The 23,700-nt window shown below is 71.6% G+C and carries 20 protein-coding genes; 10 read left to right on the forward strand and 10 right to left on the reverse strand.

From position 1 onward, the window contains the following. Positions 1-55 precede the first annotated feature (55 nt). The gene (locus tag JYK18_RS30635) at positions 56-877 is read left to right on the forward strand and encodes a pyridoxal-phosphate dependent enzyme (RefSeq protein WP_307796128.1); all 822 of its coding nucleotides are present in this window, start codon (positions 56-58) and stop codon (positions 875-877) included. Here the strand turns inward: JYK18_RS30635 and JYK18_RS30640 are convergent. Then, positions 874-2,100 (reverse strand): SGNH/GDSL hydrolase family protein, encoded by a 1,227-nt coding sequence (locus JYK18_RS30640; protein WP_206806913.1) that lies wholly within the window; start codon positions 2,098-2,100, stop codon positions 874-876. The genes JYK18_RS30635 and JYK18_RS30640 overlap by 4 nt on opposite strands. A 153-nt stretch (positions 2,101-2,253) precedes the next feature. Between JYK18_RS30640 and JYK18_RS30645 the strand changes: the two genes are divergently transcribed. Beyond that, positions 2,254-3,357 (forward strand): DnaJ domain-containing protein, encoded by a 1,104-nt coding sequence (locus tag JYK18_RS30645; protein WP_242582243.1) that lies wholly within the window; start codon positions 2,254-2,256, stop codon positions 3,355-3,357. Here JYK18_RS30645 and JYK18_RS30650 read toward each other — a convergent pair. From JYK18_RS30650 to JYK18_RS30675, 6 genes are all read right to left on the reverse strand, one after another. After that, positions 3,354-4,859: a hypothetical protein gene (locus JYK18_RS30650; protein ID WP_206806914.1), complete on the reverse strand. Its 1,506-nt coding sequence runs from the start codon at positions 4,857-4,859 to the stop codon at positions 3,354-3,356. The genes JYK18_RS30645 and JYK18_RS30650 overlap by 4 nt on opposite strands. After that, positions 4,856-6,808, reverse strand: coding sequence for a hypothetical protein (locus tag JYK18_RS30655; RefSeq protein ID WP_242583309.1), 1,953 nt, complete (start codon positions 6,806-6,808; stop codon positions 4,856-4,858). Before JYK18_RS30655 ends, JYK18_RS30650 begins: the two co-directional genes overlap by 4 nt. A 40-nt stretch (positions 6,809-6,848) precedes the next feature. Further along, positions 6,849-7,604 (reverse strand): aminotransferase class IV, encoded by a 756-nt coding sequence (locus JYK18_RS30660; protein WP_206806916.1) that lies wholly within the window; start codon positions 7,602-7,604, stop codon positions 6,849-6,851. Positions 7,605-7,617: 13 nt separating this feature from the next. Then, a complete protein-coding gene (locus tag JYK18_RS30665) occupies positions 7,618-8,640 on the reverse strand; it encodes a family 2 encapsulin nanocompartment cargo protein polyprenyl transferase (protein ID WP_206806917.1) in 1,023 nt (340 codons plus the stop codon). 14 nt (positions 8,641-8,654) lie between these two features. Next, a complete protein-coding gene (locus tag JYK18_RS30670; protein WP_206806918.1) occupies positions 8,655-10,070 on the reverse strand; it encodes a family 2B encapsulin nanocompartment shell protein in 1,416 nt (471 codons plus the stop codon). 83 nt (positions 10,071-10,153) lie between these two features. Beyond that, positions 10,154-11,572, reverse strand: a complete 1,419-nt coding sequence (locus JYK18_RS30675) for a family 2B encapsulin nanocompartment shell protein (protein ID WP_307796129.1) — start codon at positions 11,570-11,572, stop codon at positions 10,154-10,156. Positions 11,573-12,387: 815 nt separating this feature from the next. Here JYK18_RS30675 and JYK18_RS30680 point away from each other — a divergent pair. Continuing rightward, positions 12,388-13,152, forward strand: coding sequence for a hypothetical protein (locus JYK18_RS30680; RefSeq protein WP_206806920.1), 765 nt, complete (start codon positions 12,388-12,390; stop codon positions 13,150-13,152). After that, entirely contained in the window at positions 13,152-13,787 is a 636-nt protein-coding gene (locus JYK18_RS30685; RefSeq protein WP_206806921.1) for a hypothetical protein, read from the forward strand. The genes JYK18_RS30680 and JYK18_RS30685 overlap by 1 nt, the downstream gene beginning before the upstream one ends. A gap of 31 nt (positions 13,788-13,818) precedes the next feature. On the opposite strand, the gene JYK18_RS30690 is transcribed toward JYK18_RS30685, so the two are convergent. Then, a complete protein-coding gene (locus tag JYK18_RS30690; protein ID WP_206806922.1) occupies positions 13,819-14,220 on the reverse strand; it encodes an SsgA family sporulation/cell division regulator in 402 nt (133 codons plus the stop codon). Between the two features lie 203 nt (positions 14,221-14,423). On the opposite strand from JYK18_RS30690, the gene JYK18_RS30695 reads away from it, so the two are divergent. Next, positions 14,424-15,077: a transcriptional regulator gene (locus JYK18_RS30695; RefSeq protein ID WP_206806923.1), complete on the forward strand. Its 654-nt coding sequence runs from the start codon at positions 14,424-14,426 to the stop codon at positions 15,075-15,077. Here JYK18_RS30695 and JYK18_RS30700 read toward each other — a convergent pair. Continuing rightward, the gene (locus JYK18_RS30700; protein WP_307796130.1) at positions 15,065-17,104 is read right to left on the reverse strand and encodes a diguanylate cyclase; all 2,040 of its coding nucleotides are present in this window, start codon (positions 17,102-17,104) and stop codon (positions 15,065-15,067) included. The genes JYK18_RS30695 and JYK18_RS30700 overlap by 13 nt on opposite strands. Positions 17,105-17,349: 245 nt before the next feature. Between JYK18_RS30700 and JYK18_RS30705 the strand changes: the two genes are divergently transcribed. The 5 genes from JYK18_RS30705 to JYK18_RS30725 all read left to right on the forward strand — a co-directional run bounded on the left by JYK18_RS30705 (position 17,350) and on the right by JYK18_RS30725 (position 22,795). Further along, positions 17,350-17,901, forward strand: a complete 552-nt coding sequence (locus tag JYK18_RS30705; RefSeq protein WP_206806925.1) for a sigma-70 family RNA polymerase sigma factor — start codon at positions 17,350-17,352, stop codon at positions 17,899-17,901. Further along, on the forward strand, positions 17,898-18,581 hold the full coding sequence (locus tag JYK18_RS30710; protein WP_206806926.1) for an anti-sigma factor: 684 nt from the start codon (positions 17,898-17,900) through the stop codon (positions 18,579-18,581). The genes JYK18_RS30705 and JYK18_RS30710 overlap by 4 nt, the downstream gene beginning before the upstream one ends. Before the next feature lie 136 nt (positions 18,582-18,717). Beyond that, on the forward strand, positions 18,718-20,220 hold the full coding sequence (locus JYK18_RS30715; RefSeq protein WP_206808212.1) for an alpha/beta hydrolase: 1,503 nt from the start codon (positions 18,718-18,720) through the stop codon (positions 20,218-20,220). Positions 20,221-20,224: 4 nt separating this feature from the next. Then, entirely contained in the window at positions 20,225-20,590 is a 366-nt protein-coding gene (locus tag JYK18_RS30720; protein WP_206806927.1) for a metalloregulator ArsR/SmtB family transcription factor, read from the forward strand. Between the two features lie 567 nt (positions 20,591-21,157). Further along, a complete protein-coding gene (locus tag JYK18_RS30725; RefSeq protein ID WP_206806928.1) occupies positions 21,158-22,795 on the forward strand; it encodes an ABC-F family ATP-binding cassette domain-containing protein in 1,638 nt (545 codons plus the stop codon). A 1-nt stretch (position 22,796) separates the two neighbouring features. Here JYK18_RS30725 and JYK18_RS30730 read toward each other — a convergent pair whose 3' ends face one another. Further along, positions 22,797-23,639, reverse strand: coding sequence for a hypothetical protein (locus JYK18_RS30730; RefSeq protein ID WP_206806929.1), 843 nt, complete (start codon positions 23,637-23,639; stop codon positions 22,797-22,799). Between the last annotated feature and the right edge of the window lie 61 nt (positions 23,640-23,700).

A 23,700-nucleotide genomic window follows, 5' to 3' on the forward strand; every position in this document is an offset into this window, starting at 1 on the left:
GAAGCAGGGGAGCCGGGGCCGGGTGATCCCCGGCCCCGCTCCTAGCATCAGCGGTGTGCAGCGACTCCGCGACGACCTGCTCGGCGAGCACCGGGTGAGTGTTCTCCTCAAGCGCGAGGACCGCTTCCCCGGCAACAAGTGGCGCAAGCTCAAGGGGAACATCGAAGCCGCGCGCGAGCGTGGCGCGGTGCTCACCTTCGGCGGCGCGTACTCCAACCACATCCGCGCGGTCGCCACCGCGGGCCGCCGGTACGGGCTGCGGACGATCGGGCTGATCCGCGGTGAGGAACACCTGCCGCTGAACGAAACCCTGGCCCACGCGACCGAGTGCGGGATGGAACTGCACTACCTCGACCGGACCACCTACCGGGCCAGGAACGAGCCGGACTTCCTCGCCGGGCTGCCCGCTCGGTTCGGTTCGTTCCACCTGATCCCGGAGGGCGGCAGCAACGCGCTCGGCGTCCGCGGCTGCACCGAGATCGTCGAGGAGATCGACGAGCCGTACGACGTGGTCTGCTGCGCGTGCGGAACCGGCGGCATGCTGGCCGGGATGGCGTACGCGCTGCCCGCCGGTCGCCGGGCGGTCGGCTTCTCCGTGCTCAAGGGCGGCGAGTTCCTCAACGACGACGTCGCCCGGCTCCAGCGCGAGGCCTTCGGGCACCCCACGGACAACTGGAGCATCGAACTCGGCTACCACTTCGGCGGTTACGCCAAGCAGCCCGCGCCACTGACCGAGTTCGCCCGCGACTTCGAGGCGCGGCACGGACTCCGGCCGGACCCGGTGTACGAAGCCAAGATGCTGGCCGGTCTCTTCGACCTGGTCCGGCGGGGCCGGTTCGCCCCGGGAACCCGGATCGTCGCGGTGATCGCGGGTTAGCGGACCAGGCGGTCGACCGGCACGACCGCGGCCATCGCGTCCATGCCCGCGTCGTTGGGGTGCAGGTGGTCGCCGGAGTCGTAGGCCGGGTGCAGCCGGGTGGGCTGCGCCGGATCGCCGGTGGCCCGGTCGAAGTCGATCACCCCGTCGTACTCGCCCGAGGTGCGGATGAACTTGTTCAGCGCCTGCCGGTCCGCCTCGCCCTCCGTGGTGTAGTACCCGGCGCCCTCGAACGGCAGCAGCGTCGCGCCGTACACCTTCAGCCCCAGCGACTTCGCCCGCGCGATGAACTGGCGGTGCACCGAGATCAGGTCCTCGGCGAGCACCGCGCCCCGCGTGCCGCCGATGTCGTTGATGCCCAGCAGCAGCACCACCGCGCGCACCCCGCTCTGGCCGCTGACGTCGCGGTCGAACCGCGTCATCGCGCTCTGCCCGGCCGGGCCCTGGTCGGTGAGCAGCCGCGCGCCGCCGATGCCGGTGTTGAGCACGCCGTACTCGGCGCGCTCCGGTTTCGCCAGCACGCGCTCGGCGACCCGGTCGGGATAGCGGTAGTTGCGGTCGACCGTGGTGATCGCGCCGTCGGTGATCGAGTCACCGAAGAACACCGCCGAGCCCGCGCTCACCGTCCGCACGTCCACGCCGTCGAGCAGGTACCAGGAAGTACCCAATGGGGTGAATCCGGTGCCCTCGGCGGCGGTCTCGTTGCCGGGCGTGGTCCAGTTCGTGGCGAACGCCGACCGGTGCTGGGTGAGCGGCCCGGTCGGCCCCGGCAGGTGCAGCGACACGGTCAGGTTCGCGCCGTCCGGCACGGTCAGGTCGATCGGATCGGACACCCATTCCGCGCCGATCGGGATGGTGGTCGAGCGTTCGCCGCCGAAGCGCACCTGCCGCAGCGTGTCCTCGTCCACCCGCGAACCGCCCTCGGCGTGCTGCACGGCGACCGTGGCGGCGCCGATCTGCAGCGTGGAGGTGCCGAACACGTTCGACAACCGCAGCCGCAGCTCACTGCCGCCGACCGAGAGGTGCACCACCTGGCGCAGCGTGGTGTCGGTGAACCCGGTCAGCCCGGTGCCGGGCGAAGCGACGGTGACCCCGGTGGTCCAGGAGCCGGTCCAGGCCGGGCCCGCGCGGCCTTCCGGCGCGGTGGAGGCGCCGGGCGCGGCGGTCAGCAGGAGCAGGCCGGTGGCGGCGAGAACCGTGCCGCGGCGGATCCAGGACGTCATGCCGACCCCCAAGGTGGCTGCAGTTGCCGGAGTTTGATTTTCCGGCGCCCCGCGGGTGATCGTCAACCGCCAACGCGGCCATGGACCGGACGACGTGCCGGTCGGATCTGGGCGTGTCCGCCGTCACCGCCGGGAGCGCGACCGCATATCGTATTGGCGCGATCGCAGGAGGTGCGCCAGACCGTGCAAGGGGTCGACTACTACGAGCTGCTCGGGGTGTCCGAGAGCGCGTCGGCGACGGAGATCAAGTCGGCCTACCGCGCGCTGGCCAAGGCCATGCACCCGGACGCCGGTGGTACCTCGGACTCGTTCCGCCAGCTGCGCGAGGCCTACGAGACGCTGGCGGACCCGGAACGCCGCGCGGAGTACGACTTCGGCGAGCCGTGGGAGCCCGAGGAGGCCCCCGAACCGGTGCCGCCGCCGCGGTACCGGCGCTGGGAGTACGAGGACGAGTACGAACCGGTCTGCCCGCACTTCGATCCCGAGGAGATCCCGTGGTGGCCACTGGTGGAGGCACCCGGTGACCGGCTGCCCCGCGAGGGCCGGGGGCACGCGCCGTGGGCACTGGTCGCGGCCGGGGGACTGGCGCTGTGCCTGCCGATCCTGCTGCCGCTGGACGTCACCACGCCGGTGGTGGTGACCTGGGTGGTGCTCGCCGCCATGGTCAGCGCCGCCTGCGCCTGGCTGGCCAGGGGGTACGCCGCCGACGTCAAGGCGGAGAAGGAGCTGACCGCCGAGTTCGGCGACGGCGCGGTGTTCGGCCGCACCGGCGAGGACCCCGACCAGATCGGCGAGCGGCTCACCGCCGAACTGCTGGACCGCTACCTGAGAAAGCTCCCCGGCCTGCGGGTGTTCCACAGCCTGGCGTGGCCGGGTTCGGTGTTCGCGGACACCGACCACGCGGTGCTCTCCGGCAGGCGGCTGGTGCTGATCGAGTCGAAGGTGTGGCCGCCGGGGCACTACGCGCTCGACGAGCTGGGCGAGCTGACCCGCAACGGCAACCGCTTCCGGGGTGGCGGCACCAAACTGCCCGAGGCGATCGCGGCCTTCCAGGACCTGCTGCCCGAGGTCGAGGTGCGCGGCGCGATGGTGCTCTACCCGAACCGCCCCGGCCGGATCACCACCGAGGACGATGACTGGATCGCGCCGCCGATGACCCCGGAGCAGTTCGTCTGGGAGATCGGCGACTGGCTGGCGGAGAAGCCCGCCGCACTGGACCCGGCGACCTTCCGCGCGCTCCGGGCACAGGTGGTCTAGCTGTAGGTCCAGTGGCCGAGCCAGGCTTCGCGCCAGGCCACCGTGAGCTCGGCGATACCGTCCACTTCGGACAGGTCGGCCTGGTGCTTCCAGGCGTCCTCCAGCAGTGCGCACATCCGCGACTCACCGCGTTCCACGGCGCTGCCGCCGAACCGCTCGACCACCGCGCGCGGCACGCCGAGCTTTCCCTTGCCCCGCACCACGGACTGCTCGGTCGCCCGGCAGATCAGGTACTCCACCGAGACCGCGTCGGCGTCCTCGCCGAGCACCTCCCGCAACGCGCCGTGCAGGCAGTCCAGCGGCGCGGACAGCCCGTCCCCGGAGAAGGCGATCCGCCAGGACACCCACACCGCCATGATCTCGCCCGCCGCGGGCGGGTGGCAGGTGAAGGCGGGCCCGAGAAAGGTCTGGTAGTCGCTGGCCGGGTGCGTCCGGTCGCGGTCGGCTGGCTCGTCGGGAATGGCGTGCAGGCCGAGCCGGAAGAACAGCTTCCGCAGCAGTTCGTGCGGCCGCGAGGGCACCGGGGCGGCGGCGAGCAGTTTCGCCAGGATCTTGTTCAGCCGGTCCGCGCTCACCCCCTCGACCGACAGCTGGAGGTGGATGAAGGCCAGGTCGTCGAGCGAGGTCCCGGTGCAGCCGGCCACGCCGACCTGCGGATACCGTTGCAGGAAGGCGATGATCGCGTGCGTGGAGCCGACCCTGGCCGGACCGGCGCAGGTCAGCGGCAGACAGGTGCGCATGGGTTTCGGCTCGGCCGGTCCGGCCCGCCGGACGTCGCGGCACACCTCGAACCAGTTGCCCGGCCGGTGCCCCGGCCGGGTGTCGGCGAGCCAGAACCCGAAGCCGTAGTCCTCGCACAGCGCCCGCAGGCGGTCGGCCAGCGCGAACCGGCGTTCGGCGGAGGCGTCCGAGAGCGCGATGGAGAACCGCACCGCCAGCGAGGAACACGGCGACGGGGATTCCTTGCGGGTGCGCAGATCGTGCCCGCGTGTCTTGACCACGGTCGGCAGCTGGGCCGGGCACTGCAGGGTGAGCAGCGGCGCGCCGGCCACCCCGGCCGCGGTCTCGGAGATCTCCTTGGTCAGGTCGCGCACCGCGATCCCGTGCCAGTCCTCGGGTTCGGCCGCCCGCCGGTCGATCACCACCAGGCCCTCGAAGGTGCGGGCCGACTCGTAGATGAAGGTCGGGTTCGGCAGCGCGGTGTGCCGGAAGAGCCAGCCGTCGGCCAGCGGTTCCGGGCGCGAGCCACCGTCCGGCGGGTCCTGGCCCGGCCCGTCCGTGGCGGCCCTGGTGCGCGTGCCGATCACCACGCCACCGCCGTTCGCCGCCGAGCACAGCGTTTCCACGAACACCGAGTCCGGGGCCAGCGCCAGCTCGTGCAGGTACCCCGCGCGCGCCGCCACGTGGTGCACCTCGTAGTCCACTTTGGTCAGCGACTGCCGCGCGATCTCGAACCCGGCCCTGGCCAGGTCGGCGATGGTGCGGAGGGAGGTTTCGGTCACCGGAGCCCGCCCCCGGGCCCGAACCGGACGTTCGGCGGCAGCGGTTTCCCGGCGATCGGCCCGTTTCCGGCCCACTTCGGCACTGCGATCCGGGTCAGCGGCACCCGTTCGACCCGCCACGACCGCAGGCTGAACAGGATCAGCGCGGTCAGCACCGGGAGCACGACGGCGATGGTGAGGAACACCTGGACCACCTCACCGCGGCTCTGCGCGGCGATCGCGGCGGCCAGTCCCGCCGGGGAGACGATGCAGAGCTGCCCGAGCGTGCGCGGCAGCGTCCGCAGGTAGGCCGCCACCGACCGGCGTGGTGGCAGCGCGAGGCGGGTGTAGAGGAAGCCCGGCACCAGCAGCAACATGGTGATCACCGACTGCCCGTCACCCACGTTGCCCAGCGCCTCGGTGGCCTGGCGGCCGTAGGGCAGCGGGCTGCCGACCAGCAGCCAGCCCAGTCCCCACGCCGTCGCGGCCACCGCCAGCGCGTAGAACATGACGCTGCGCGGGCCCGCCTCGCCGGAATCCTTGAGCACCAGCCCGGCGCGGATGCGCACCTGCTCGCCGTAACCGCCTTCACCGGCCGAACGCCGCCAGTACGCCTGCGCCTGGTTGTCGGTGAAGTTGCCGACCACCACCAGGTCCTGGCCGAGTTCGCGGCCGGTCACCTCCTCCGCCGCGGTGCGCAGGTTCTCCGCGTCGACCGCCGGATGCCGCAGCAGCGCGTTGTCCACGTCGTTCCCGGCCAGCCGCACCGCCTCGCCGGTGGTCGCGGCGGCGGCCAGCCGGTGGGTCACCGGCAGCGCGGTCTCGGGCAGTTCCACCCCGGACCGGCTCGCCTCCCACTTCCGCCGCCGCAGCAGGTCGGCCAGTTGCCGCAGCACGGTCTGGGTCTGCAGTTCGAGGATCTTGCCCGCGGCGGTCTTGCCCGCGGTGAGCTCGCGCCCGGCCAGCGACTTCAGGTCGGCGGCGAGGTTGTGCGCGAGCGGGCCGTCGGCGTCGGTGGTCAGGTACAGCCGGGTCAGGTCGACCTCGGGCGCGGTCTGCACCACGAGGTGGTAGGAGCGCAGCGTGGCCGGGATCGTGGTGTCGTACCGGGCGAAGTAACCGCTGTGGCTGGCGCGCACACGCCGCCAGTACTCGGCGAACCGGCGTGGCCGGTCGTCGCTGACGTACAGCGGGGTCTCGTAGTTCAGCCGGTGCTCGTCGACGTTGTCGTCGAGCGCGATCACCAGCAGGTAGTCCCGCACGGCCACGTCCAGCAGCTGCGCGTACTCGGCCAGCAGGTGCCCGTAGCCGTCGAGGATGCGCAGCGCCATGTCCCGGCACTGCCTGCCGTGCCCGGCCACCAGCCCGTCGGCGGGCGGGTGGGTGAACTCCTCGGCGGGGTGGTCGCGTTCGGTGAGCAGGGTGAGCAGCGCGCGCTGGATCAGCCAGCGCGGTTCGTGCAGCCGGAAGAGGAACGCGCTGAGGTCCTGCTTGGGTGAGTGCGCGTGCTCGTCACTGGCCAGGATCCCGCGCAGGAGCCGGTAAAGGCCGGAGGCGAGCAGCCGGGAGGTCTCGTGCTGGGTCAGCCGCGGCAGTTTCTCGCCGGTGCCGTCGTAGACGTCGACGGGGGAGACGCTGCTGCGCGGCAGCCGCGCGATCGGCACCCAGAGCGTGGTGACGCCGGGGCGGGACACCGTGCGCTCACCATGTTCGCGGCCGATCAGGTCCTGGAGGTTCGAGGTCGCCTGCCGCTGGCCCTCGTCGAGCAGCTTGAGGCTGATGTCCACATCGGTGCTGCGGCGGGCGGTGCCGTGCTCGACCACGGTCAGCCGCTCGGTCAGCCGCCGGACGTGGTTGAGCCGGAGCGCGGTGTCCAGCAACGCCAGCCCGACCGCGGCGCCGTTGTGCGACAGGCGGGGCGGGGCACCGGGGATCGGTACCGTCTCGATCGCGTGCCGCAGGCTCGCCATCCCGTCCACGCCGCCCCCTCACGTCGCCGCCGAGCACCGTTCATCCCACATAGATCGGCGCGGTGGCAAGTGCGGTGCGGAACCGGTCGAGCCGGGCGGTGTCCACCGGCGCGAGCGCCGGCCCCTCGGCGCCGGTCCAGCCGGTGACCGGGCTGATCCCGTGCAGGGCGTTGACCGCCCAGACCTCGGTGCCCTCGAGGTCGGCGGGCAGCGCGTACTCCTCACTCAGCGGAATCCCGAGTTCGGCCACGGTCACCGAAGGCAGCACGGGCAGATCGCGCGCGGGCGCGCAGAGGTGCTCCCCGCGCCACCACAGCAGCGCGGCGTGCCCGGCCTCCAGCACGCAGCCAGACCCGTCGAGCAGGAGCACGTCGTCCGCGCCCGTTTCCCCGGCCTGGTCGCGGAGTCCGGTGAGCAGTGGCAGGTCGGGGCCCTTGATGCGGGGGTGCTGCCGGACCACCGGGTCGGGCGGGATCCACAGCCGGGTCTCGGGACGGGCCGGGGGAGCGGGGCGCAGCCAGAACACCAGCGAACCGTCGGCGTGCGCCTCCACCCGCGGGAACCACAGTCCCCGCACCGGGAGTTCGGCCACCATCGCCGCCCAGAATCTGTCCACAGAGGACTCGTTGACCCTGGCCAGTGTGGTGGCCCCGCGGGTGAACCGGGCGCGGTGGCGGCGCAGGCCGCGCACCGCGCCGCGGTCGAGCAGGAAGGAGTCGACCACCAGAGCGTCCGTCGACGGAACTTCGGTGGGCACCAGGCCGCCGGCCCAAGTCCACCGGCGGCGATCGCTCATCCATCCAAGCTACCTAGTGGTCCCGGTGCGTGGCCAGCTTCGCCAGGGTTTCCAGGCCGATCGCCGCGCGGGGCTCCGGATCGGCGGCGTGCAGCCGTTCCCGCGCCTCACCGAGCAGGTCGTCGGCCTGCGTCCGGCTCCACGCGCGGCCACCGGCCAGTTCCACCAGTTCGGCGGCTCTGGCCAGTCCGGCCTCGGTCAGCGATTCCGCCTGGTACAACCCGATCAGCTCGGCGCCGGCCGGCGTGCCCGAGGTCAGCGCGGACACCACCGGCAGCGACTTCTTGCGGCTGCGCAGGTCGTTGTGCACCGGCTTCCCGGTCACCGAGGGATCGCCCCAGATGCCGAGCAGGTCGTCGATGAACTGGAAGGCCAGCCCGAGTTGTTCGCCGAACTGGCGCAGTTCGTTCGCCCGTTCGGCGTCCGCGCCACCGGCGAGCGCACCGAGCGCGCACGACGCGCCCAGCAGCGCGCCGGTCTTGCGTTCGGCCATCCGGACGCATTCCGGCACGGTGACATCGATCCGCTTTTCGAAGGCCAGGTCGGCGATCTGGCCCTCGACGAGGTCCTGCACCGCGTTGCCGAGCACGCGCAGCGAAGGCTGCCCGCTCGGCGACAGCACGTCCATCGCCAGGGTGAGCAGCGCGTCCCCGGCGAGGATGGCCGCGCCGGTGCCGAAGACGTGCCAGGCGGTCGCCCGGTGCCGCCTGGTCGCGTCCCCGTCCATCACGTCGTCGTGCAGCAACGAGAAGTTGTGCACGAGTTCGACCGCGACGGCCGCCGGCACCGCACGCGGCCCGCCCCCCACCGCCTCCGCGCAGAGCAGGACCAGCGCGGGCCGCAGCGCCTTGCCGCCGTCACCGTCGGCGGGCGCGCCGCGCTCGTCGAGCCAGCCGAAGTGGTAACCGGCGATCCGCCGCAGCGAACCCGGCAGGGTGTCCACCGCCGCCCGCAGCGCGGGCTGGACCGAGGACCGGCTCCAGGCCAGGATCTCGGCAGCCGTGCGCACGTCACCGATGGTCTCCACAGTGGACATCCGAGGCCCCTTCGTCAGCGGGTGATTTCGACGTTCTCCAGCACACCCAGTGCGTCGGGCACCAGGATCGCCACCGAGAAGTAGGCGCTGACCAGGTAGGAGATGATGGCCTGGTCGCTCACGCCGGTGAACCGCACGCTCAGCCCCGGCTCGTACTCCTCGGGCAGCCCGGTCTGGTGCAGCCCGACCACGCCGTGGCTCTCCTCGCCGGTGCGCATGGCCAGGATCGAGGAGGTGCCGCCGTCGCTGATCGGGATCTTGTTCGACGGCAGGAACGGCACCCCGCGCCAGGCGTGCACCGGTTTCCCGTCCAGCTGCTTGCCCTCGGGATAGATGCCGCGGCTGTTGCACTCGCGGCCGAACGCGGCGATGGTGCGCGGGTGCGCCAGGAAGAACTCGGTCTTGCGGCGGCGGCTGAGCAGCTCGTCGAGGTCGTCCGGGGTGGGCGGGCCGGTGCGGGTGTGGATGCGCTGCTTGAGGTCGGCGTTGTGCAGCAGGCCGAAGTCGTGGTTGTTGAGCATTTCGTGTTCCTGCCGCTCGCGCAGCGCTTCCACGGTCAGCCGCAGCTGTTGCTCGGTCTGGTTCATCGGCTGGTTGTAGAGGTCGGCGACGCGGCTGTGCACGCGCAGCACGGTCTGCGCGACGCTGAGCTGGTACTCGCGCGGGGACTGCTCGTAGTCGACGAAGGTGGACGGCAGCTCGGCTTCGCCCTCGTGCCCGGAGGCGAGGTCGATCTGTGCCTCCCCGTGCTTGTTCTGCGCCTTCTTCGGGTTGGCGCGCACGCGGTCCAGGTGCGCGCGCAGGTTGTCGGACCGGTCGAGCAGCGCGTCGATCTCGGACCGGGACAGCGACAGCACCGTGCACGGGGTGACCGCCTTGACGGTGAACTCCCAGATGCCGTCGCCTTCGAGCAGCACCTGGTTGCCGAGGTGGTCGCCGTCGGCCAGCACGCCGAGCACGGTCTGGTCGCCGTACTGGCCGGTGCCGAGCTTGTTCACCTTGCCGTGCGCGATGAGCAGCACCTGGTCGGCCTGGTGCCCGAACTCGGCGATCACGTCACCGGGGGAGAACTCCTGCTGGCGGAACCGGTCGGCGATGCCGGTGAGGATCTCGTTGTCCTCGGCGTCCTCGAAGTCGCGCAACGCGGGCAGCTCGCGCAGTTCCTGCGGGATCACCCGGACGTCGGTCCCGGTGTTGGTGAAGGTGACCCGGCCGTCGCCGACGGCGTAGCTCAGCCTGCGGTTCACCCGGTAGGAACCACCCGGCACATCCACCCACGGCAGCATCTTCAGCAGCCAGCGCGGCGAGATGCCCTGCATCTGCGGCACGGACTTGGTGGTGGTGGCCAGGTTCCGCGCCGCCGCGGTCCCCAGGCTCTGTTGCTTCGGCTGGCCGGTGTCCACCCCGAGATCGGGTTCGGTGACTGTCATTTCGCCTTCCTGGGTCGTCCGGGCATTCCTGGTTCACGCGTGCGCGGGCCGTGCTCGCCGCCCGCGCACGCGTGAGGGTGGGGTCAGCCGTCGCGGCCGATTTCCACGTTCTCCAGCACCCCGAGCGCGTCGGGTACCAGGATCGCGGCGGAGTAGTAGGCGCTGACCAGGTAGGAGATGATCGCCTGGTCGTTGATTCCCATGAAGCGCACCGAAAGCCCGGGCTGGTACTCGTCCGGGATGCCGGTCTGGTGCAGGCCGATCACGCCCTGCGAGGACTCCCCGGTCCGCAGCAGCAGGATCGAGCTGGTGCGGGTGTCGGTGACCGGGATCTTGTTGCACGGCAGGATCGGCACCCCGCGCCAGGCGGGCACCCGGTGCCCGTCGATCTCGGCGCCGGTCGGGTAGAGCCCGCGCCGGTTGAACTCGTGGCCGATCGAGGCGATCGTGCGCGGGTGGGCGAGGAAGACCGCCGGGTCCTTCCACACCAGCGCGAGCAGCTCGTCGAGGTCGTCCGGGGTGGGCGGGCCGGTGCGGGTGTGGATGCGCTGCTTGAGGTCGGCGTTGTGCAGCAGGCCGAATGAGCGGTTGTTGATCATCTCGTGTTCCTGGCGCTCGCGGAGCGCCTCGATGGTCAGCCGCAACTGCTGCTCGGTCTGGTTCATCGGCTGGTTGTAGAGGTCCGCGACGCGGCTGTGCACCCGCAGGACCGTCTGCGCCACGCTCAGCTCGTATTCGCGCGGTTCGAGTTCGTAGTCGACGAAGGTGGACGGGAGGTCGGCTTCGCCCTCGTGGCCCGAGGACAGGTTGATCTCGGCTTCACCGTGGTCGTTCTGCGGGCGGGTGCGGCTGCTCAGCGACTGCCGCACGTGCTCGCGCAGCAGTTCGGAACCGCCGTTGAGCTCACCGAGCGACTGCTCCCGCAGGGTGAGCACGATGCAGGGGGTGACGGCCTTGACCGTGTACTCCCATTCGCCCGCGTCCCCGGCGAGCACCTGGTCGCCGAGGTACTCGCCGTCGGCGAGCACGCCGAGCACGGTCTGGTCGCCGTAGCGGCCCCGGCCGATCTGGTTCACCTTGCCGTGCGCGATCAGCAGCACCCGGTCGACCGGGGTGCCCGCCTCGGCGATCACGTCCCCGGCCTCGAACTCCTGCTGGGTGAACCGGCCGGCCAGCGCGGCGAGCAGCTCGTCGTCCTCGAATCCGTGCAGGGTGGGCAGTTCGCGCAGTTCCTGCGGGATGACCCGGACCTCCGAGCCGACGTTGGTGAAGCTGACCCGGCCGTCGCCGAGGGTGTAGCTCAGCCGCCGGTTGACCCGGTAGGCCCCGCCCTGCGCCTGCACCCAGGGCAGCACCCGCAGCAGCCAGCGCGAGGAGATGCCCTGCATCTGCGGTACGGACTTGGTGGTGGTGGCCAGATTTCGGGCGGCCGCCGTGCCCAGGCTCGATGGGGGCCGTTCCGCCCCGACACCCGGCTCGGCGGCCGACTCGGTCACAGTCACTGCGAATCCACCCATCCTTAGTTCGTGCGGTCGGAAATGGTTGCCCGGTAAACCCGCGAATTGGGCGGATCGGCCGGTAATGGAGGTTGTGCGAATTGCTGAGTTGGCTCGTGTCGATCCCGGTGGCCGACTTCAGCGACGGTAGCACCGGCCCCAGTGACACGGGAGTCACCCGAAAGGGCTTTCGGGCAAATGCATTAGTTCACTCCGGAAATCCCCCGGAATGACGCTGACCACAGGTGCGGGTGGACTTACGGTAGTCACCGGAGCGCACTCGCGCACCGGACGGCCCAGTGCGGCGGTGGGCACTCGTCTGTTCGGGGGGTGCGCGGGCCCGCCCGGCGGCACCCGGCTGCGCCGAACGGGCTGGGTGCGGCGGCCGGGTGGCGGGCTTGGTGCGAGTGTCCCAAGTGGAGGAACAGCCCTGCTGGAAGGGGGTTTCGGTGACGGGTGGTGAGCGGGGCGCCCTCGGTTGGCCTAACCGCGAATCGGTCGGGGCGGGGGCCGCGGGCCGGACTGCTCGTGCCGGTTCTCCGCGCCCCGGTGAAATGGTCCGAAACGGTGGTCCGCCGGACGCCCGGTAATCAACTGGATGAACCGTCTCATGCTGCCTTGTGGGTCCGCCGACCGGTGGATAACTTGGTGCGCGGCCTGCCCCGCAAAGGGGATGCCGTTAATTTTCACCCGACCGCGCAGTGGTTCGGTAAATCATTCGGGAGGTGCCTGGCGAAACTGTCGTGCTGTCTTTTTCCTGTGGTCCCCGCCGGTATTTCCGGCGGTCCGAACAATGCTGTCCGGCTGGTTATGGGAGTTTGATGAACATCTATCTGAGCGGCGTGTTGTGGGTCGTCGGCGCCGCGGTCGTCGCGGGGGCGACCGCGTATCTGGTGCGGCGGTTCGGGCTCGACGAGGGCCGCCCCGGCAACAACGACGCGGCGGGACAGGTGTTCACCATCGTCGCCGGGCTCCACGTGGTGCTGGTGGCGTTCGTGCTCATCTCGCTCTACGACGGGGTGAGCGCGGCCGGCGAGAAGTCCTACGAGGAGGCCGACAGCCTGGTGGCGGTCGCCTGGGCGGCGGACTCGCTGCCGGAACCGGTGGCCGCGGACGTGCGCCGCTTCGCCGCGGAGTACGCCTCGACGGTGAGCAATGAGGAGTGGCCGAAGCTGCGGGCGGGCGAAGCGGTGCCCAGGACGGCCGAACGCCAGCTGGAGGACCTCCGCACGGCGATCACCGACGCGGAGATCCCGGACGACGACTTCGCCGTCGGGCGCAAGACCGAGGCGGTGGACAAGCTCTGGGAGGTCTACCAGGCGCGCCAGGCGCGGTTGAACGGCTCGGACAGCGTCGGGGTGGGTGCGGTGGTCTGGTTCGTGCTGGTGCTCGGCAGTGTGATCACCGTGTTGCTGCCGAACCTGTTCGGTGGCACGAAGCTGCTCACGCACGTGATCATCGTGTCCACCCTGGCCGGCACCATCACGTTGTTGTTGTTCGCCATCTACCAGCTGCAGAACCCGTTCGGCGGTGGCGCGCGGGTGGAACCGGACGCCTTCCGGTGGGCCGTGGACAGGCTCGCCTGATGCGCCCCGCGCGGTACGGCGCCGCTCTGGCCGCGGGCGTGGCGCTGGGACTGGCCCATCCCGCCCTCGCCGGTGCAGCCGATGCTGAACAGTCGATGGCCGCGTCCGGGCAGTCGCTGGCCGCGGCCGAGGTCGAACTGCGGCTGTGCCTGATCGGCGGGCTGCTCTGCCCGCCGAAACCCCCGAAACCCCCGTGCCCGCCGGAGGAACCACCGCCGCCACCACCCCCGCCGCCGGTGCCGCCACCCCCACCGCCGCCACCACCGGTGCCACCGCCGCCGCCTCCGGCACCCCCGCCGGAGCCGCCCCCGCCACCGCCGCCGCCCGAGGCACCGCCCGAGCCGCCGGTGACCACGACCACCCCGCCACCGGAGCCCACGACCACCACCCCCAAGCCGACCCCGACGACCACCCGGCAGGCCGTGGTACCCCCGCCCCAGGAGACCACGCCGCCGGAACCGGAATCGGCGCCGCCCCCTTCCACGCGGAAGCGGGCGGCGCCGATCAAACCGGTCGCGTCACCGGAGCCGGAGCGGGGCATGGACACCGAGGAGAAGCGCCGCTGGGGGCTCGCCGTGGTGGTGCTGACCCTCGGTGCGGGCGCCGCCGTGCGGTCGATCGCCCGACGGCACTGAGCCCGGTGCCGAGCCCGGCACCGAGGTTGGCTCAGACGTTGGTCAGTTCCGCGATGAGCGCGTCCACGTCGAAGTACGCCTCTTCGGTACCGATCGGCACGATCCCGGCCGCGGCCTCGATGAAGGTCTCCACGTCGGTGCGCAGCAGTTCGACCACCGCGTAACCGCCGGGCGACTCGAACTCCACCGCGAGGAACTCGTCGTCGCGGGCGAGGTCCGGCCGGATGCGGACGTCCCCGTCGCCGACCGGGCCGACCAGGCCGGCCACGAGGAGGTCGCGGGCGAAGGTCCACTCGACCCAGGTGCCGTCCCCGGACTGGAAGGAGAGGACCACCGAGAACGGCTCGGCCGCGGAGTACGAGAAGCGGGAGAGCACGGGCGCGTCCGCGTCGCTGAGGGACACGAACTGGTGCTGGTGTACGGCGTCGTTCATCTCTGGCCACCTTCTTCCTTCACTTCGGTCGACACTGAGATGCACCGGACGGCCCCGGCTTACGCGGTCCGCGGCACCGTTCACGCGATCCGGTGTACGAGGCGCTGGTGGACGGGCACATCGGCCACCCGAACCGGTGTACCGTGCTGATCACGGGCAGTCAGAATGCCGCCACGACCAGCGACAAAGGAGAACCACCGCCGATGACCGCAACGGAGCTGCTGGCCTCGGTCCAAGCCGAACTGGCGCCGCGCGACCGCGAGAACAGGCTGGTGCCGCTGATCACCGCGGGCGAGGCGCCGCGCTCGGTCTTCGCCACCATCGCCGCCGAGGAACTGCGCATCGTCCGCAGCGACTGGCGCAGCTGCCTCACCCTCGCCTCGCGCAGCGAGGAGCCCGCGGTGCGGGAGTTCTTCGCCGATCTGGCCGCCGGGGAACGGCTCGCGCTCGGCAAGCTGCCCGCGCTCGCGGCCGCCGCCGGACTGGACGAGGCCGCGATCGACGCCTACGAACCGCAGGCGGGCTGCCAGGCCTACCCGGCCTACTTCGCCTGGCTCGCGCTGAACGGCGAACCGTCCGATGTGGTCACCGCGCTCTACTCGAACTTCGCCGCCTGGGGCAGTTACTGCGCCGCGATCACCGGCGCGATGCGGGAGCAGTACGGCTTCGACGACGAGGCCTGCGCCTTCTTCGACTTCTTCGCCAGCCCGGCGCCCGGTCAGCACGAGCAGGCCGCCGCGGCCGTCCAAACCGGACTCGACGCGGGCCGCGGCGATCGCGAGGCCCGCCGGTACGCCCGGTTGTTCCAGAGCTACGAGCTGATGTTCTGGAACACGCTGGCCGATCAGCCCGGCTGAGTGGCGCCCGCCTGGGGAAGCGCGCCGAGCGCTCCCCGGGCGTGGAGGTCGAGGAAGGCCGTGACCACCTGCGGATCGAGCTGGCTGCCGCGGGCGTCGAGCAGTTCGCGCTCGGCCTCGGCCTCGGTGCGGGCGCGCTGGTACGGCCGGTCGGCGAGCATCGCCGCCCAGGTGTCGCAGACGGCCAGGATCCTTGCCTCGAACCGGATCGCGGTGCCGGCGATCCGGTCGGGATAGCCCTCGCCGTCGAAGCGCTCGTGGTGCTGGCGGATCACGTCGGCGACCTCGCCCAGCCCCGGCACGGCGAGCACGAGCCGGTACCCGTAGACCGGGTGCTGGCGCACCTGCTCCCATTCGGCGTCGGTCAGCGGGCCGCGCTTCTCCCAGATCTCCTTGGGTACCAATATCTTCCCGACGTCGTGCAGCCGTCCGGCGAGTTCGGCGCGCCGGACGCTGGCGGGGGAGCGGCCCATCTCCTCGGCCACCAGCGCCGCCCACCGGCCGACCGCGCGCCCGTGCTCCTGAGTGGACAGCCAGCCGTCCACCTCGTCGGCGATCCGTTGCAGGTAGGTGATTCCCGCGTCCTCGTCGGGTTCGGTCTCGGCCGGCCAGTCGACCACGCGGTCGCGGCCGCGGTTCTTGGCCGCGTAGAGCGCCCGGTCGGCGGCCCCGACCAGATCGGCGGGAGTCTTGCCGTGCAGGGGAAAACTCGCGGTGCCCACAGAGATCGTCACCTCGATCGGGCGGTGCCCGCCGTCGATCTCGATCGGGCTGTCGGCCACCGCGCGGCGGATCCGCTCGCCGATCACCGCGGGTTCCTCCCCGCCGGTGCCCCGGATCAGCAGGGCGAACTCCTCGCCGCCGTAGCGGGCCAGGATGTCGCTGTCCCTGGTGGCGCGGCGCAGGCGGCGGCTGATCTCCACCAGCACCCGGTCGCCTGCCGGGTGGCCGTACCGGTCGTTGATCGACTTGAAGTGGTCGACGTCGGCGATCAGCACCGCCAGCGGTGAGCCCGCGCGCCGGGCCCTGGTGATCTCGGCGGGCAGTTCGGCCTCGAAGAAGCGGCGGGTGCGCAGGGCGGTCAGCCCGTCGGTGATGGCCAGCCTGCGTTGCTCGGAGACCAGCCCGGCCAGCCGCGCGATGGTCAGCACGAACAGGATCGCGCAGGCGCAGCCGACCACCGGGATCGAGGCGTAGGCGCCGTTCGCGTACTGCACCAGCAGGGTGGCCGGGGCGATCAGCGCGGCCGCGCACAACGCGGTGATGCGCAACGGCCCCGGCCCGCGGTCGGGTGCCGAGGCGGGGTCGGTGATCGTGGCCATGGTCGGGTGCAGCGCCGCGGCGCCGAGCGCGAGGTTGCCGGAAAGCCAGAAGGCGTCGAGGAAGTTGCCCGCCGCGTAGGTCTGGTTGAGCTGCTGGAACACGTACACGCTGTCGGCGGCGAAGAAGGCCAGCAGGTTCGTCGAGAGCAGCACGAAGGCGGTGTTGCGGCGGCCCCGGCCGAGGATCAGCCGCACCGCCACGGCGAACATCGCCAGGTCCATCATCGGGTAGGCCACCGACGCGACCTTCACCAGCACGGGTGAATGGGCCTCGGCCTGCGGCCCGATCAGGTACAGCCAGGAGAGCATGCCCGCGACCACCGCCAGCAACGCGGCGTCGAGCAGGCTCGGCACGTCGCGGCCGGAGTTGCGGCGGCGGATCAGCAGCACCAGCCCGGCCACCACCAGCGGGTAGTGCGACAGGTAGAGCACGTCGGCCACCGCCGGGAAGGTGGTGATCCGCAGGATGAAGTGGGTGACGTAGAAGTTCGCGTCGGCGGCGGCGTAGATCACCTGGCTCAGCCCGAGCAGCACCCACGGCAGCCAGGACCGCGGCCGGTTGCGCAGGCAGCCGAACAGCACCGCCGCCGCGGCCGACGCGCTGACCAGGCAGTACAGCGTGACTCGCAGGGCAGGCGGGCCGCCGGTGTGCACGGCGGTGTAGTAGGCGGCCACGGTGAGGCCGCCGGCCAGCAGATAGCCCACCCAGAGCGGATCTCCCCGAGATCCCGACTTCCGCTTCTCCACGCCCTCTTCCGTCTTCGTGCGATGGGTCGCCGAATCGTCACCGTACGCTATCGCGTCAGCCGAACAGGGCAAGACCTTCGGGTGAGCGGACCAGCCGCGGAGAAAACTTCGAACCGGTTCGGCCGATCGCCCGTGTCCGTGCTGCCGGTGCGTGGCACGGTTACGCGGTCACTTACGCGCCCACGGGCGGGGAGGAGAGCTGGATGGCGGCGTTGTGGTCCCGGAAACGGGAACCCGCGGCCGACGAGGCACTGATCCGATCGGTCTACGAGGAGCACGGCCGCGCACTGCTGGCCTACGCGACCCGGCTGACCGGGGACCGGGCGGCCGCGGAGGACGTGGTCCAGGAGACACTCGTGCGGGCGTGGCGCAATCCGGACGTGCTGGTCAACGGCAAGGGCTCGGTGCGCGGCTGGCTGCTCACCGTGGCCCGCAACATCATCACCGACCGGTTCCGGGCGAAGTCGGCCCGGCCGGCGGAGGTGCCCGAGGTACCGGAGAAGCCGCCGGTGCAGCGGGACCACGCGGATTCGGTGGTGGACTCGGTGGTGGTGCTGGAGGCACTGGACCAGCTCTCCGCCGACCACCGCGACGTGCTGGTCAAGATCTACTTCGAGGGCCGCAGCGTGAGCGAGGCGGCCGCGGCGCTCGGGGTGGCACCTGGCACGGTGAAGTCGAGATCGCACTACGCCTTGCGAACATTGCGGAACACGTCGCTGGGACGGCAGCTGGCGCTGAAGGGGGTGGCCGGATGAACACGGGACACGACGCGCAGCTGCTCGGCGCCTACGCGCTGGGTGCGCTGGACGAGCGGGAGGTGCGCGCGGTGGAAGAACACGTCGCGGCCTGCACGCGGTGCGCCGGCGAGCTGGCCGAACTGCGCCAGCTGCACGACGCGCTCGGTGAGGTACCGCCCGAGGCGATGCTCGACGGCCCGCCCGAGGGCGGGGATCTGCTGCTGCAGCGGACGCTGCGGCAGGTGCGCGCCGAACGCGGCGGGCAGGAGCGCAAGCGGCGCTTCGCCGTTGGCGTGGCGGCGGCCGCGGTGGCCGCGGCGTTCCTGGGCGGCGGCGTGATCGTCGGCCAGCAGTCGGCGCCCGACGCGCCGGAAGTGGTGGCGCTGCCGCCGGGCACGAAGACCAGTTCGGGGACCGACGCGGCCACCGGCGCGAGCATGACCGCGACGGTGAAACCGGCGGCGGGCTGGGTCCGGATCAGCACCGACATCAAGGGCATCCCGGCCGGGCAGAAGTGCCGGATCATGGTGGTCGGCAAGGACGGCACGCGGGCCGAAGCGGGCAGCTGGCTCGTCTCGCCTGCCGGCGAACGCGACGGCACCAAGCTGGACGGCGCCGCGCTGGTGCCGCCGGACCAGGTGGCCGCGGTCGAAGTGGAGAACTTCGACGGCAAGACGTTCGTCTCCGTACCGGTGTGACGGCCCCGGATGTGACTTTCGGACCGGATCTCCTGCTCCGAAAGTCACATCCGGGTCAGACCCCAGACGGATGTGGGCGCACAACCCCCTTCCTAGGCTGAAAGGCATCGGTGCAGTCGATCATCCTGGGGGCGTGATGCGAAGATCCTTGGCCGCGGCGCTGGCGGTGGCTTCGGTGGTGGTGCTGGCCCCACAGGCGCAGGCAGCACCGCGGGCGGTGGAGTGGGCGCCGTGTGCGGATACGCCGACGTTGCTGTGCACCACACTGACAGTGCCGCTGGACTACCGGAATCCCGGTGGTGAGCGGATCGAGCTGGCGATCTCGAAACTGCCCAGCACCAAACCCGCGCAACGGCGGGGCGTGTTGCTGCTCAACCCGGGCGGTCCCGGTGGTTCGGGGCTGGGCATGCCCGCCGGTCTCGCCGCGGCCGGGTTGCCGGTGAGCGTGCTCGACACCTACGACCTGATCGGGTTCGACCCGCGTGGTGTGGGGCAGAGTTCGCCGGTCACCTGCGATCTGCGGCCGGATCAGATCGCCAGCAACGTGCCGCCGTACGCGAAGGACGCGGCCGATGTGGCGGCCAGGGCCGAGTTCGCGCGGACGGTGGCGAAGCAGTGCGCGGAGTCCTCGTCCGGTGCCCGGCTGTCGTTCATCAGCACGGCGAACACCGCGCGGGACATGGACCTCATCCGGGAAGCGTTGGGGGAGCCGAAGATCTCCTACTTCGGCGGGTCGTACGGCAGTTACCTCGGTGCGGTCTACGCGACGTTGTTCCCCGAGCGGACCGATCGGATCGTGCTGGACAGCGTGACCGGTCCGGGCGGGCTCGACCCCGCCGGTGCGCGGTTGATGGGCCAGGGCATGGAGGACCGCTTCCCGGACTTCGCGCGCTGGGCCGCGGACCGTGACGGCACCTACGAACTCGGGCGGAATCCGCGCCAGGTCAAGGCGAAGTACTTCGAGTTGGCCGCGAAGCTCGACGCGAACCCGGTCGCCGGGATCACCGGCGCGTTGTTCCGCCACTACACCTTCGGTTCGTTGTACGGGGACGCGAACTTCCCGGTGCTGGCGCAGCAGTGGCAGGCGCTGGACCGTGCCGAGGCGCCGGTCGCCGTCCAGGCCGCGCAGGACGTCACGAACCTGCTCTCGTCGCAGCTGTACGTGGTGTGCGGGGACGCGGACTGGCCCGAGGACGTCGGGACCTATCAGCGTAACGTCGAGCAGGACCGGAAGCGGTACCCGATGTTCGGTGCCGCGTCGGCGAACATCTGGCCGTGTGCGTTCTGGGGGACCGAGCCCGCCGAGCCGCCCGTGGCGATCACCGACGACGGTCCGTCCACCGTGCTGCTCGTGCAGAACCGGCGTGACCCGGCGACGCCGCTGGCCGGTGCGCGGGAGATGCGCCGGGCACTGGGCGACCGGGCGCGGATGGTGACCGTCGACCAGGGTGGGCACGGTACGTACCTGTCGGAGAACGCCTGCGCGAACAACGCCGTGACGCGTTTCCTGGTGGACGGGACGCGGCCGGCGCGGGATGTCTCGTGCGGTGCCGACCGTTCGGCGTTCGGCACGCTGAGCGACGAGCAGCGGCGCGCCCGCGAGCGGGCCTTCGCGGAGGTGCACCCGGGGCTAGGATGACGGAATGGGACACGGGGTGGAGGGCCGCGCGGTGCCTCCGGCGTCACTGGACGCCGAAAGCGCCGCCACCGTGGCGGCGACGCTGCAGGCGCTGGCCACCCCTTCGCGCCTGCTGATCCTGACCAGGCTGCGGCACGGTGCCTGCTCGGTGGCCGAGCTGGCGGAGGCGGTGGAGATGGAGCAGTCGGCGGTCTCGCATCAGCTTCGCCTGCTGCGCACCCTGAACCTGGTCACCGGCCGACGCCAGGGGCGGAGCGTGGTCTACAGCCTCTACGACACCCACGTCGCCATGCTGCTCGACGAGGCCGTCTTCCACGTGGAGCACATCCGGCTGGGCCTACGAGACTTCCCCACCTCCGGCGTCGGCTGACGCTTCCCCCGTTCGCTCGTCCTCTGGTCCCCGCCCACTCTGTCCATTTCGGAGCTTGAGCCACTTCCGCGCGGCCGCCTACCTCCACGCCCGCCTCGAAGGCTGCGCAACAGCAGACTTCCTCCCGCTCTGCCTCCGCTCGCCGCCCGCCTCCACCCGCGGCCTGCTTCCCCTCGCCACCCATCTTCCGCCCGCGGCCTGGTTCCTCGCCGCCCTTGCCACCAGCCTTCGCCCGCAGCCTGCCTCCTCCGCCGCCGCTCACTGCCAGCTTCGCCCGCCGCCCGCTGCCCGCCTTCGCCTGCTGCTCGCCGGTCGGCTCCGCTCGCAGCCCGGGCCCGCTCACAGCACGGGCCTGCTCGCGGCTCGCTTTCCCTCGCCACCCGCTTCCGCCCGCGGCCTGGTTCCTCGCCGCCTGCCTTCGCTTGCCGCTCGCTGCCCACCCCGGTTTCCGCCTGCGGCCTGCCTCCGCCGCTGCCTGGCCACCCGCCCCCCCAGACCGCCGCCCCGAAACCGAACCGGGATCCGCCGCAGCCCACCATCGGCACCGGGCACTAGCATCAGGCCTCTATGAGCGCAATCCTCGTCGCCAAGGGGTTGGCTGCTGGGCATGGTGATCGGGTGCTGTTCTCCGGGTTGGACCTCGTGGTCGCGCCCGGGGACGTGGTGGGCTTGGTCGGGGTGAACGGCGCCGGCAAGTCCACCCTCCTGCGAACCCTCGCCGGGCTGGTCCCGCCCGAGCAGGGCACCATCCGCCTGAACCCGCCGTCCGGCACCGTCGGGCACCTGCCCCAGGAACCCGAGCGCCGCGAAGGCGAGACCATCCGGGAGTTCCTCGCCCGCCGCACCGGGGTGGCGCGGGCGCAGCAAGCGCTCGACCAGGCGACCGAAGCGCTCACCGAGGGCAAGCCGGGCGCTGACGACGAGTACGCCACCGCGCTCGACCGCTGGCTCGCGCTCGGCGGCGCCGACCTCGAGGACCGGGCCGCCGACGTGGTTGCCGAGCTGGGCCTGGAAGTGGGGCTCGACCAGGCGATGACCGCGCTCTCGGGCGGGCAGGCCGCCCGCGCCGGGATGGCGTCACTCCTGCTCAGCCGCTACGACATCTTCCTGCTCGACGAGCCGACCAACGACCTCGACCTCGACGGCCTCGACCGGCTGGAGAAGTTCGTCGCCGGGCTGCGGGCGGGCACCGTCCTGGTCAGCCACGACCGCGAGTTCCTCACCCGGACCGTCACCCGCGTCGTCGAGCTGGACTTCGCCCAGCAGCAGGTGAACTCCTACGGCGGCGGCTACCAGGCCTACCTGGAGGAACGCGCGATCGCGCGACGGCACGCCCGCGAGGAGTACGAGGAGTACGCCGACACGCGCGCGTCCCTCGAAGCCCGGGCGCGCACCCAGCGCAACTGGATGGACAAGGGCGTCCGCAACGCGCGCCGGAAGTCCTCCGACGGCGACAAGATGGCCAAGAAGTTCCGCGCGGACGCCACCGAGAAGCAGGCATCGAAGGTCAAGCAGACCGAGCGCCTGATCGAGCGCATGGAGGTCGTCGAGGAACCCCGCAAGGAGTGGGAGCTGCGGATGGAGATCGCCGCGGCGCCGCGCTCCGGGGCGGTGGTGGCCACCGCGCGGGCGGCCGTGGTGCGCCGCGGCGGGTTCACGCTCGGGCCGGTCGACCTGCAGATCGACTGGGCGGACCGGGTGGCGATCACCGGCGCGAACGGCGCGGGCAAGTCGACCCTGCTGGCCGCGCTGCTCGGCCGCGTCGAACCCGACGAGGGACACTGCGCGCTCGGTTCCGGCGTGGTCGTCGGCGAGGTCGACCAGGCGCGGCAGCTGTTCTTCGGCGAGGAGACCCTGCTCGACGCGTTCGCCGCGGTGGTGCCGGAACTGGCGTCCGCCGACATCCGGACCCTGCTGGCGAAGTTCGGCCTGAAGGCGGCCCACGTGCTGCGCCCGGCGGTGACGCTCTCCCCGGGCGAACGGACCCGCGCCGCGCTCGCGTTGCTCCAGGCGCGCGGGGTGAACCTGCTGGTGCTCGACGAGCCGACCAACCACCTGGACCTGCCCGCGATCGAACAGCTCGAATCCGCGCTGGCCACCTACCCTGGCACGCTGCTGCTGGTCACCCACGACCGCCGCATGCTCGACGCCGTCGAGGTGACCCGGCGCCTCGAAGTCGCCGAGGGCCGGGTCACCGAGCGCTGACTCAGCGGCGGAAGCGCCACGTCTTGCTGTCGAAGGCGATGCAGATGCTGGGGGAGAGCACGACCACGCGCAGCGTGCCGTCACGCTCGTCGAAGTCGATGCCCTCGGTCTCGAACTCACCCGAGCAGGCGCTCTCCAACGGCAGCTGGCCGAGCGCGGTGACCTTGCCGGTCACATCCGCACCGCTCAGCGCGCCGGCGAGGTCCACCTGCAGCAGCGGCTTCTTGATGCCGAACAGCGAGCCCTCCGGATCGTTGGACGAGCAGAGCAGCTGGGTCGCGGTGACGAAGTCGCAGCCCTGGATGTCGCGCACCTTGCGGTCGAGGCGGATGGAGAAGGCGTACGGCAGGTTCTTCGCCGGGTCCTTGGCCACGATGCCGGGCGTGGGGTGCACCAGGAAGCGGTCCATCGTGCCCCACTCGCCCGCCACCATCCAGCCGCCGTCGGGGGAGACCGCGGCGAACGAGTTGTTGTTGGCCTCCCACGATTCCAGCGCGTGCTGGTACTCCGACCACGAACCGTCCGGCGCCTGCACGCGGAACAGCTTCGCGCCGCGGTCGTCGCGCTGGTACGGCTCGATGTAGTACCCCTTCGCGGTACCGGGGTCGCCGACGTGGTTCCACCCCCGGGTGGCCAGGCTCGGCGGGATGGTGCCGATGCCGGTGTAGCGGATGGTGGTGCCACTCGGCCGTTCGATGGTGGCCAGGCCCTGGCTCTCGTCGAGCGGGCGGGCCACGTCGGAGCCGATCTTCTGCCACGGCCCGGTGGCCTGGGCGGCGGTGACGGTGGAGAGCAGGATGGCGGGGACCAGAGCCAACGCGGCGACAATCTTGTTGAGGCGCATGGAAATCTCGTACCAGCCGCAGGCCCCCGGCAGTACCCGCCGGAAGGTGGTTTAAACCAAC

This window comes from Amycolatopsis sp. 195334CR (assembly GCF_017309385.1).
In the GTDB taxonomy this organism is placed as follows: domain Bacteria; phylum Actinomycetota; class Actinomycetes; order Mycobacteriales; family Pseudonocardiaceae; genus Amycolatopsis.